A 10,307-nucleotide genomic window follows, 5' to 3' on the forward strand; every position below is an offset into this window, starting at 1 on the left:
CACATGAATTCGACCGTTAAGAAGCGTACAGTTCTTAGATTTAAAAATGGTGAAATGGAAAGCGTGGAAGATAAAATTGTAACGGAGTTTCCTGTGACTGTGAAAATTAATGAAGAAGAGTTTGTCACGATGGTATGTAGCCCTCAATACATTGAAGATATGGTAATTGGCTATTTAGCATCTGAAGGGGTTATTCGAGAATACAAAGACATTAAAAACATATGGGTTCAAGAAAAAGAAGGGTATGTTCATGTTACAATAGATAAATTAAACCCGTATTTTCAAAACCTTCAAAATAAACGATATATCACGTCTTGCTGCGGGGCGAGCAGACAAGGGTTTGTCTTTATAAATGATGCGCTGACTGCTAAAAAAATGAATGATATATCGGTAGAACTTTCAATTAAGGATTGTTTTCAACTCATGAATAAGCTGCAGCAATCTGCTGCTACGTTTCAAGAAACGGGTGGCGTTCATAACGCTGCCATTTGTGATAAAAATGGTTTCATGCTTAGCAGAATGGACATTGGCAGGCATAATGCTCTAGATAAACTATATGGGTATTGCTTAAAACACCATATTTCAATTAGGGATAAAGTAGTCGTTTTCAGCGGCCGTATTTCTTCAGAAATTTTGTTGAAAGTAGCGAAGATCGGGTGTGAAGTGGTTCTTTCAAAATCCGCTCCGACTGAACTTGCTTTAAATCTAGCAGAAGAATTGAGAATTACAACGGTAGGGTTTATCCGAAGTGATTCGTTGAATATTTATACATACCCGGAAAGAATTTTAAGAGAAAGTTAATCTGCTGTGGAGAAGCTGACAGCTAGAGAGGAGAGATGAGGCAGATGTCATACACTATAGTTGATACGTTAAAGCGCCCTTTACGAGACTTGCGTTTGTCCGTAACAGATCGCTGTAACTTTCGCTGTCGATATTGTATGCCTGAAGAAATTTTTGGGGCAGACTATCCATTTTTACCTGCCGAAAATATTCTTTCGTTTGATGAATTAGAGAGACTCACGAGATTATTCGCATCGCTAGGAGTAAAAAAAGTGCGTATAACGGGAGGAGAGCCACTGCTAAGAAAAGGCTTGCCAGATCTAATCAATCGTCTGAAGCAAATTGAGGGTATAGATGATATTGCCATAACAACAAATGGCTCACTGTTAAAGAAGCATGCAGAAGCCTTATCAAAAGCGGGATTATCAAGAGTAACCGTCAGCTTAGACTCGCTTGATGAAGTGAGATTTCAAGAGCTGAACGGAAATCGAGGAAGCGTCAAACGAGTGTTAGAAGGAATAGAGGCAGCAGCTCTTGCGGGGATTTCAGTCAAAATAAACATGGTTGTCCAAAAAGGCAAGAACGAGCAGGATATCCTTCCGATGGCCCAATATTTTAAAGGCAAAAAACATACGCTGCGCTTTATTGAATACATGGATGTTGGAAATTCAAACGGATGGAAAATGGATGAGGTTATAACAAAGAAACAAATTCTTGATATAGTTGGACAAGAAATGCCTCTTGAAGAAATTCCGCCTCATTACACGGGAGAAGTAGCTACCAGGTATCGGTATGTTGGGACAGAAGAGGAAATTGGTATCATTTCATCCGTGACAGATTCATTCTGTTCGACTTGTTCACGCGCAAGAGTATCGGCTGAAGGAAAGCTCTATACCTGCTTGTTTGCGTCAAAAGGGTACGACCTCCGGAAACTGATACGATCACAAGCATCTGATCATACTGTTTGTGACACCATTTCTGATATCTGGAATCATCGGAAAGATCGTTACTCAGATGAGCGGGCTAACGGAAGACAGGTCCAAGGCGCTGAGAAAGTGGAAATGTCTCATATTGGTGGATAATTCAAAAAAAGCCTTATAAATGCCAATCACTGCGATGATTTACATTTATAAAAGTAGGATCTTCTGCTGAAAAAGGCACGCGAAGGACGTTTGCCTGATTCAACAATCCTGTGAGCCTTCTTTCACCTTGTGTAACGAGTTGGTCAATAAGAGGAAGCGTTCTACGGTGATAGAGGGCTAGAAGCGGGTGCATGTGATTTGGCTGAACAGGAAGAACAATATCAGCTGAGTTCGCCTGAGTTAGGGTAATCATATTATGAACAAACTCAGCATTAACAAAAGGAATGTCACACGAAAGAATAAAGAACCATTCAGCACGGCAATCAATTGCAGTTAAAGCATGATGAATTGCATACAAAGGTCCTTGATACGGGCATTTTTCAACTGCAAATGAAACATCTTTTCTTTGAAAATAAGGAAGTAAATCTTGGTTGGTAGACACAAGTATAGGTGTGACGTGATTTTCTTTTAATGCATCTATACTATATTCGTAAAATGATTTCTTGTTATAGGTTTCAAACATTTTTGGTTGACCGTAGCGAGAAGATTTTCCTCCTGCTAATACAATGCCGGCAATGAACATTTATTAAATACCTCCATCAAAATATAGTTGTATATTTATGCACATAAGCGTCCGTAAAGCAGCTTAGCTTTATGTGTATAATAGCATGTTTTTAAAGAAATATCTTTGACGAAGGAATAGATAGTGAAGTCATAGATTGAACGAGAAAGGGAGAGAAAAGAGTGACAGAACGTTATTCACGTCAGCAGCTTTTCCAGCCCATTGGAAACAAAGGGCAGCAGCAAATTAGAAGTAAGCATGTTTTAGTTGTAGGCGCAGGGGCTCTAGGCAGCGCTAGTGCAGAAGCTCTCGTGCGTGCTGGAATTGGAAAATTGACTCTTGTAGATCGTGATTATGTAGAATGGAGTAATCTGCAGCGTCAGCAGCTTTATACAGAACAAGATGCGCAAAACAAACTGCCTAAAGCTGTAGCAGCCAAAAATCGTTTGCGTCAAATAAACACAGAAGTGAAAATCGAAGCGCTGGTGATGGATGCTCAGCCTGCTAATTTAGAAAGTATCGTCCAAACAGCTGATTTGATTATCGATGCGACAGACAATTTCGACATTCGCTTTATTTTAAATGATTTGTCACATAAGTATGAAGTTCCTTGGATCTACGGCTCATGTGTAGGGAGTTATGGCACCACTTATACCGTTATCCCAAACGTAACCCCTTGTCTGCACTGCATATTGAAAAAAGTGCCTGTGGGAGGAGCGACGTGTGAGACAGCAGGAATTATCAGTCCAGCCGTTCAAATTGTGGCAGCCTATCAAATAACCGAAGCATTAAAAATTTTAGTGGGAGACGTTGAAGCTTTGCGACACACATTTCTAACTTTTGACGTCTGGAATAATCAGCACGCTGAATTTAAGACGGGTAAAATGAAAAGTTATGAATGTTCTTCTTGCGGATCGGCACGCACATATCCGTACTTAGCGTATGAAAATCAGCTTAAAACAGAAGTTCTTTGCGGCAGAGAGACGGTTCAGATCAGACCCTCGCAGCAGCATTTACACAACTTTGATGAATTGGAAAAGCGTTTAAAAAACCAAGGGAAAGTAGACCGCAACCCATATCTTCTGTCATGTCAGCTTCCAGAGCAGCGCTTTGTTATTTTTCAAGATGGCCGTGTATTTATTCATGGAACGAATGATATTCAATTTGCGAGAAGTTTATATTATCGTTTATTAGGATGAGTAAAGGAGTGAAAAAATGAGAGAAAAGCGAACTCCTATCCCTGTCGGAGAATGCGTTGGGCGAGTGATGCAGTATGTCAAAAGCGGAAAGCAAGAAATCATTGCGCTTGAAGAAGCTCACGGCAGATTTTTAGCAGAAGATTTAATGGCAGATCATGATGTTCCTGCTTTTAATCGTTCTCCATATGATGGTTTTGCTATTCGGTCACAAGATACGAAAAAAGCATCATCACTTCATCCAGTAGAACTGGATGTTCGAGGAGAGATAGGAGCGGGTTCTGTTTTTGAACATACAGTCAACGCGATGCAGGCTGTGCGTATTATGACAGGAGCTCCTATTCCAAAAGGCTGCGATGCGGTGGCAATGCTTGAAGTAACAAAAGAATATACAAAAGACAACCAGCCCGTCGTTCAAATCAAGCGGTCGTTTAACAGCGGAGATAACATTTCGTTTCAAGGAGAAGAAACAAAAAAAGGCACCATGTTAGTTTCAAAAGGAACGTATATCACTCCGGGAGTAGCTGCTCTTCTAGCCACATTTGGTTATAGTAACGTAGCTGTCTTCAAAAAGCCTGTAGTTGGATTACTTGCAACGGGAAGTGAACTAGTGGAAGTACGTGATCCTGTTCAGCGAGGGAAAATTCGTAATAGCAATGCTCATATGCTTCGTGCCCAAATTGAAAAAGCTGGAGGAGAAGTAAACTATTTTGGTATTATGCCCGATGATTTAAGTCAGTGCTACAGCGCGGTAAAATCTGCGCTATCAGAAGTGGACATACTGATTACAACGGGGGGCGTTTCAGTAGGAGATTATGATTATCTACCAGAGGTGTATAAGCAATTACAGGCCGAAGTTCTTTTTAATAAAATAGCGATGAGACCAGGCAGTGTCACAACAGTTGCACGTATGGAAGACAAGCTTTTATTTGGTCTATCGGGAAACCCTACGGCCTGCTACGTTGGTTTTGAACTGCTAGCTCGTCCGGTCATCAGTACATATGCGGGGAAAAGAACCCCTCATCTCCGGAAAGAAAAAGCTTTGTTAGGAAAAGACTTCTTAAAGCCAAATCCTTTTATGCGATTTGTATCTGGCAGGCTTTCATACAGGGAAGGACAGCTGATTGCTTCTCCATTAAGCTTTACAAAATCTAGTGCTGTTTCTTCTTTAGCTCATGCGGATACGTTAATTATATTTCCCGGAGGGACGAGAGGGTACAAAGAAGGAATGCTGGTTGACGTCTTATTGCTAGATGACGTGCAGGGAAGTGAATGGCCTTGGTAGCAAGTTGCACCGTTTTACAAGTAGTTGGATTTCAAAACAGCGGAAAAACGACTTTAGTGGAAAGGCTAATTAAAAAAGCGAAACAATTCGATCTACGTGTAGGTTCTATTAAGCACCATGGACACGGCGGACCTCCAGATAGCAGCAGTGAGCTAAAAGACAGTCATCGCCACCAGCAAGCAGGTGCCGATGTGGCAGGTGTAGAAGGAGGTGGGATCCTTCAGCTTACGGCAAACAGTAAAGACTGGAGCCTAAAAAAGCTGATTGATTTTTATCAATTTTTCTCGCCAGATGTCATTTTTGTTGAAGGATATAAAAAAGAATCCTATCCAAAAGCAGTCTTGATTCGAAGCGAAGAAGATCTTGTTCTGCTTTCCTCTCTAACCAATATCATATGCGTGATTAGTCACATTCCGCTTAAAAACGAAGTGCAGCGAGCATATCCAATGTTTCACTTACAAGAAGACGAGCTTTATCTTAATTTTTTATTGAAAGAAGTGGGGGAAAGAAGATGAACCAGCACTTATTTGAAGTAGTAAATCAGCCAATTGCGGTAGATGAAATAATTAAAAAAGTTTCTAGAAGAGACGCGGGAGCTATTACGACATTTATTGGAACGGTAAGAGAATTTACAAAAGGCAAAAAGACGCTCTCTCTTGAATATCAAGCCTATGTGCCAATGGCAGTGAAAATGCTCAGCCAAATTGGTGACGAAATTCAGGAAAAGTGGCCGGATGCTTTGACAGCTATTACTCATCGAATCGGAAAGCTTGATATAACAGAAGTCGCAGTAGTTATTGCGGTTTCTTCTCCGCATCGCAAAACAGCTTATGAAGCAAATGAGTATGCTATTGAACGTATTAAGCAAATTGTGCCAATTTGGAAAAAGGAATTTTGGGAAGATGGAACAAAATGGATTGGGGATCAGTTAGAAACAAAAGAATATCCTGAAGGAAAGCCATTGAAGGAGATGTAAAAATGATTAACGTCTTATTTTTCGCTGCTATACGTGAAGAGGCTGGAGTGGAACAAGTAACAGTTGATAAGCAAGATATAACAGTGAAGGAATTAAAGGAATATGTACAAAAAACATATAAGCTGTCCTCTCTGAATCAAACGATGACAGCAGTCAACGAAGAGTTTGTAACAGATGAAGAAATCATTGGAACGGGAGATACCGTTGCATTTATTCCACCCGTTAGTGGAGGATAAAAAAAGGTGCTGAATACACAGCACCTTCTTTATTATCTAAATTGAGCTACTTTTTCAATTGGTAAACGTACAGAAGGGTAACCGCTATTTGCTGCTTTGCCGATTGAAAGTAACATAACCGGTGCATAGCGTTCTTTGTCTAAACCGAATGCTTCGGCAATTTGATCTTTTTCATAACCGCCAATAGCATTCGTATCATAACCGTGAGCACGTGCAGCAAGCATTAACTGCATAGATACTAAACCGCCGTCAATTAATACCGTTTCTTTATTTAATTCTTCAGAAGCAGCTGCGTAGTGCGCTTTGATTTTTGGAATTTGCATATCTCTAATTTCTTGTGGCATATAGCCTAGTTCAACAGCTTTATCGTAAATTTCATCTAAATTTTCTTCGCTTTTTAAATCGCCGAATATCGCAATAACAGCTGCCGATGTTTCTACTTGTGATTGATTAAATTTAGCAAGCGGAGCTAGTGTTGCTTTTCCTTCAGGGCTATCAATTACTAGAAAGCGCCAAGGCTGTGCATTAACAGAAGATGGAGCTAGCGTCGCTTCTGTTAAAATTTCTTTCATTTCTTCACGGCTGATTTTGACAGATGGATCGTAATAACGAATAGATCTGCGCCCTGTAATAATATCTTGGAAATCATTGTTTAGTGTTTTTGTTTGTGTCATGATGAACTCTCCTTTATGTTAAAAATGTTATGACCGTTCAATGGCCGAAATGTTTACTTTTAAACGCTCAAGCATTTTGGAAAGCAGCAGCTGTTCTTCTTCGCTGAAATCTTTAAATGCTTCATCAATAAAGCGAGCTTTTTCGTTTCGAAATGCACCGATTTTTTCATGTCCGCTTTTCGTAAGCTTTACAAATGTTACGCGGTTGTCATCAGGATTTTTACGGCGTGATACAACATCTCTTTCTTCTAGCTGCTTTAAATGCCTTGTAATTGCAGCATTATCAATGTTTACTTGCTGTTGAAGCGCCTTTTGACTCATTTCACCTGTTTCATAAAGCTGATGTAAAATATCAAGACGTGATTGGCTAACACCGGTACAATGCTCAAACTTTTGATTAATTTGTTTATTAACTTCTTGCAGAGCATACAGAACATTTGCTTTTTCAGAACATGAATGTGACAAGAAAGTCGCTCCCTTTTTTCTATGATATTTATTGATGGATTAATATTTGATACATCAATGTTTGATACATCAACTAATATAAAATAAATAAAAGTGAAAGTCAAGAAAGTGAACAATCTTTTTTTTATAAATAATAAAAAGAGATTGAGATATAACGAAATCAATGCAATCTAAAGACGAACAAATCGGATAAATGAGCTCGTATGGACCGCTTGTGACACGGTAGTTGATTTCCGTGCAAGACTTCGCTTTGTCCTCCAATCAACTGCCAGAAGGAACGAAACAGATAAAATCTACGTTCATCGTAACCAAAAAAAACGAACCACTGATCAAACGGTTTGATTAGTGGTTCGTTTTTCACTTCAACTATACTATTTTTGTTTCAGCGTCTTTAAGCTGAATGATTTTTTTTACTAATTTGTTCATGCGTGTAAGGAGACAGAAACGGAATACGCTTGATAATCACATCGTGAATCCAGAATAATCGCTGGATAAGAGGAGCTGTTTTATCTGAAAGATAGATAACAAAGCAGCTGATAGCTCCCGCAATTACCATTCCTCCAAGTACATCTGCTGGATAGTGGACACCTACGTAAATGCGTGAAAGGCCCGAGATGGCAGCCCATATAAAAATGACGCTTCTCCATTTGTTTTTTCGTAACCACATGATCCAAGCAGCAGAAAAGACTAAAATCGAATGATCACTGACAAAAGATGAATTAGCCGGGTGCGGAATCAGCTTATGAACATGATGAGTCACAAACGGACGCGGGTGGTAATACACCAGGTGAATGACTTCATTGATACAAAGAGAAAGGACAATTGTAAACAACATGTATAAAGCCGTATAACGGTGATAAATTGTTCTTTCTGTTTTTCCGCTAAACCAAAGCAAAAGCAAACAAGCCATTATAAAATAAGGAACGCTATTCGTAATGATAACCATGACAGAATCCATTGCGCTGGATTTACCAGCAAACGAGTTAATCCATTGAAATACTTCGTAATTGAGGTTCATTTGTTTTCTCCTTATGCAGTACTTTTCACTCTTAGTTTAGATTGACACTCTAAAAAAACGATGAATTTCACATTAAAAATCAATTAAAATCCGAAATTCAAGGGCATTTAATGATATAAAAAGGAGAGGAAGAAACTGCTTTTAGAATAGGAGATGAAACAGTTGAAAAAGGTTTTATTTTTACCTCTTCTAAAAATGCCTTCTGGCCATCATCAAGTGGCAGAGGCGTTAATGGATATATTGGAAAGAAGAACAACAAATATTTGTTATAAAAAAATAGATTTATTAAGTTATACAAACGAACTATTAGAAAAAGTGGTTACAGGCACATATTTGAAATGGATTCGTTATGCTCCAGAAACATACAATATGGCATACAAACATCTCTTTTATGAACCGCCTGTTCATTCATTCAAATGGTATCATCACGTATTCGCAAAAAAAATGGAGCACTTAGTTAAAGAAGAAAATCCGGATTTAATTATATGCACACATGGATTTCCTTCTTATTTGCTCAGCCAATTAAAAGCAAAAGGCAAGTGCAATGTTCCTATTATAAATGTCTACACGGATTTCTTTATTAATAATTTATGGGGAAAAGAAGAGATTGACTTTCACTTTCTTCCTAGTGAAGAAGTAAAAAGAGGGCTTCGTGCTCAAAGTGAAATTCCACTTCAAAATATGATGGTCACAGGGATACCGGTACATGAAGAAATAACAAAAACAAGAACTGTTAAGCATCATGGTAACCGAAATATTTTAATTGCCGGAGGCAGCAGCGGTCTAGGCAATATTATGGATTTTTACAATGATTTAAAAGACGCGCGCCATTTTCATTACTTTGTCTTATGCGGCAAAAATCAAAAGTTATATGAAGAAATCAAAGGGTGGGAACTACAACACGTTACACCAATTCCGTACATTTCATCACGCACAGAAATGAATGAACTGTATGAGCGAGTGGATGCTATTGTAACAAAACCAGGTGGTATCACGGTCAGTGAAGCTCTTCGCAAAAATTTACCGATTTTTGTTCATTCTGCTTTACCGGGTCAAGAAGAGGTGAATTTACGCTATTTAACAGAGCGAAACTTAGTTCAAGAACTAAAGGCGGATCAATCGTTAGAAAGTCAGCTGCAGACAGTGCTGCAGGATGCTGATAAAATGAGCACATTGTATAACGCGATTGCTGCTTACCATAAAGAAATCGAAGCACAAACGCCTGAAGAACTTTTAGCAGTAGTCAATTGGATTCTAGGTGAAAAGCAAACGATTGGTCTTCATGCGTAAAACATTCATGTTTACAAACAATAAGGATAAGCTAAAGAACAAGTATGTTGAAAAAGTAGGATTTAGATAAAAAAACAAACATCTTTTGAAAAAGGTGTTGTTTTTTTATCTAAAGAAGCTATTCTTTCACTTAAGACATGTGGTGAGAGGTGCATAATATGAAAGAGAAAATTTTAATTGTGGAAGATGAAGCGCAAATTGCGAAAGTGCTAAAGATTGAATTGGAATTTGAAGATTATGAAGTAGATGTTGAGTACGACGGGAAAGCGGGTTTAGAGACGGCAATATCCGCTCAATATGACCTCATTTTGCTCGACGTGATGCTTCCAAGTCTGAGCGGTATTGAGGTGTTAAGAAGACTTCGGAAAGCGGAAGTGTTTACGCCAGTTATTTTATTAACTGCCCGAAATACGACGTTAGATAAGGTAATGGGGTTAGACCAAGGGGCTAATGATTATGTTACAAAACCGTTTGAAATTGAAGAGCTGTTAGCACGAGTTCGCTCTTGTATTCGCTATCGTTCGCTCGTAGAAGCATCAGGAACGAAAGAAGCTGAAGCAGAGCTCTTAACGATCAGTGATTTGACCATTAATCTTGAAACAAGGGAAGTCCTAAGAAACAATGAATCCATTACGTTGACACCGAAAGAGTATGATTTAGTCGTGTATTTGCTTACGAATAAAAATAAAATTGTCACGAGAGAAGGGATTCTCACAAACGTTTGGGGCTATGAATATGAAGGA

At 38.9% G+C, this 10,307-nt stretch carries 13 protein-coding genes; 9 read left to right on the top strand and 4 right to left on the bottom strand.

Annotation, left to right across the window (positions count from 1 at the left end):
- Positions 1–3: 3 nt before the first annotated feature.
- Positions 4–801, top strand: coding sequence for a formate dehydrogenase accessory sulfurtransferase FdhD (fdhD, locus tag ACWATA_RS25415; RefSeq protein WP_473050272.1), 798 nt, complete (start codon positions 4–6; stop codon positions 799–801).
- A gap of 44 nt (positions 802–845) precedes the next feature.
- Entirely contained in the window at positions 846–1,862 is a 1,017-nt protein-coding gene (moaA, locus tag ACWATA_RS25420; protein ID WP_028412063.1) for a GTP 3',8-cyclase MoaA, read from the top strand.
- Between the two features lie 13 nt (positions 1,863–1,875).
- On the opposite strand, the gene mobA is transcribed toward moaA, so the two are convergent.
- Positions 1,876–2,445 (bottom strand): molybdenum cofactor guanylyltransferase, encoded by a 570-nt coding sequence (mobA, locus tag ACWATA_RS25425; RefSeq protein ID WP_473050273.1) that lies wholly within the window; start codon positions 2,443–2,445, stop codon positions 1,876–1,878.
- Between the two features lie 161 nt (positions 2,446–2,606).
- On the opposite strand from mobA, the gene ACWATA_RS25430 reads away from it, so the two are divergent.
- From ACWATA_RS25430 to moaD, 5 genes are read left to right on the top strand one after another with little or no spacing between them, the layout of a single operon-like run.
- Positions 2,607–3,623 carry a molybdopterin-synthase adenylyltransferase MoeB gene (locus ACWATA_RS25430; RefSeq protein ID WP_028412065.1) on the top strand — a complete coding sequence of 339 codons (1,017 nt, stop codon included), beginning with the start codon at positions 2,607–2,609 and terminating at the stop codon, positions 3,621–3,623.
- A gap of 16 nt (positions 3,624–3,639) precedes the next feature.
- A complete protein-coding gene (locus ACWATA_RS25435; protein ID WP_165635045.1) occupies positions 3,640–4,905 on the top strand; it encodes a molybdopterin molybdotransferase MoeA in 1,266 nt (421 codons plus the stop codon).
- The gene (gene mobB, locus ACWATA_RS25440) at positions 4,893–5,420 is read left to right on the top strand and encodes a molybdopterin-guanine dinucleotide biosynthesis protein B (RefSeq protein WP_165635044.1); all 528 of its coding nucleotides are present in this window, start codon (positions 4,893–4,895) and stop codon (positions 5,418–5,420) included. Before ACWATA_RS25435 ends, mobB begins: the two co-directional genes overlap by 13 nt.
- Positions 5,417–5,881: a molybdenum cofactor biosynthesis protein MoaE gene (locus ACWATA_RS25445; protein ID WP_025752620.1), complete on the top strand. Its 465-nt coding sequence runs from the start codon at positions 5,417–5,419 to the stop codon at positions 5,879–5,881. The genes mobB and ACWATA_RS25445 overlap by 4 nt, the downstream gene beginning before the upstream one ends.
- 2 nt (positions 5,882–5,883) lie before the next feature.
- On the top strand, positions 5,884–6,117 hold the full coding sequence (gene moaD / locus ACWATA_RS25450; protein ID WP_028412068.1) for a molybdopterin converting factor subunit 1: 234 nt from the start codon (positions 5,884–5,886) through the stop codon (positions 6,115–6,117).
- Between the two features lie 32 nt (positions 6,118–6,149).
- Here moaD and ACWATA_RS25455 read toward each other — a convergent pair whose 3' ends face one another.
- The 3 genes from ACWATA_RS25455 to ACWATA_RS25465 all read right to left on the bottom strand — a co-directional run bounded on the left by ACWATA_RS25455 (position 6,150) and on the right by ACWATA_RS25465 (position 8,274).
- Positions 6,150–6,791, bottom strand: a complete 642-nt coding sequence (locus tag ACWATA_RS25455) for a nitroreductase family protein (protein WP_013059680.1) — start codon at positions 6,789–6,791, stop codon at positions 6,150–6,152.
- A 27-nt stretch (positions 6,792–6,818) separates the two neighbouring features.
- Positions 6,819–7,256: a MarR family winged helix-turn-helix transcriptional regulator gene (locus ACWATA_RS25460; RefSeq protein WP_013085370.1), complete on the bottom strand. Its 438-nt coding sequence runs from the start codon at positions 7,254–7,256 to the stop codon at positions 6,819–6,821.
- A gap of 391 nt (positions 7,257–7,647) precedes the next feature.
- Complete coding sequence (locus ACWATA_RS25465) at positions 7,648–8,274, bottom strand: undecaprenyl-diphosphatase (protein WP_028412069.1); 627 nt, start codon at positions 8,272–8,274, stop codon at positions 7,648–7,650.
- 153 nt (positions 8,275–8,427) lie between these two features.
- Between ACWATA_RS25465 and ACWATA_RS25470 the strand changes: the two genes are divergently transcribed.
- Positions 8,428–9,564, top strand: a complete 1,137-nt coding sequence (locus tag ACWATA_RS25470) for an MGDG synthase family glycosyltransferase (RefSeq protein ID WP_230624697.1) — start codon at positions 8,428–8,430, stop codon at positions 9,562–9,564.
- Between the two features lie 158 nt (positions 9,565–9,722).
- Positions 9,723–10,307: response regulator transcription factor (locus ACWATA_RS25475; RefSeq protein ID WP_473050274.1), on the top strand; the 585-nt coding region annotated here is incomplete at its 3' end.

The organism is Priestia sp. USM5 (assembly GCF_058323215.1).

Bases quoted from the DNA above. Each gene is read 5' to 3' on its own strand.
- fdhD (WP_473050272.1), top strand. From the start codon at position 4: ATGAATTCGACCGTTAAGAAGCGTACAGTTCTTAGATTTAAAAATGGT.
- ACWATA_RS25470 (WP_230624697.1), top strand. From the start codon at position 8,428: ATGAAACAGTTGAAAAAGGTTTTATTTTTACCTCTTCTAAAAATGCCT.
- mobB (WP_165635044.1), top strand. From the start codon at position 4,893: ATGGCCTTGGTAGCAAGTTGCACCGTTTTACAAGTAGTTGGATTTCAA.
- ACWATA_RS25465 (WP_028412069.1), bottom strand. From the start codon at position 8,274: ATGAACCTCAATTACGAAGTATTTCAATGGATTAACTCGTTTGCTGGT.
- ACWATA_RS25435 (WP_165635045.1), top strand. From the start codon at position 3,640: ATGAGAGAAAAGCGAACTCCTATCCCTGTCGGAGAATGCGTTGGGCGA.
- moaA (WP_028412063.1), top strand. From the start codon at position 846: ATGTCATACACTATAGTTGATACGTTAAAGCGCCCTTTACGAGACTTG.
- ACWATA_RS25455 (WP_013059680.1), bottom strand. From the start codon at position 6,791: ATGACACAAACAAAAACACTAAACAATGATTTCCAAGATATTATTACA.
- mobA (WP_473050273.1), bottom strand. From the start codon at position 2,445: ATGTTCATTGCCGGCATTGTATTAGCAGGAGGAAAATCTTCTCGCTAC.
- moaD (WP_028412068.1), top strand. From the start codon at position 5,884: ATGATTAACGTCTTATTTTTCGCTGCTATACGTGAAGAGGCTGGAGTG.
- ACWATA_RS25445 (WP_025752620.1), top strand. From the start codon at position 5,417: ATGAACCAGCACTTATTTGAAGTAGTAAATCAGCCAATTGCGGTAGAT.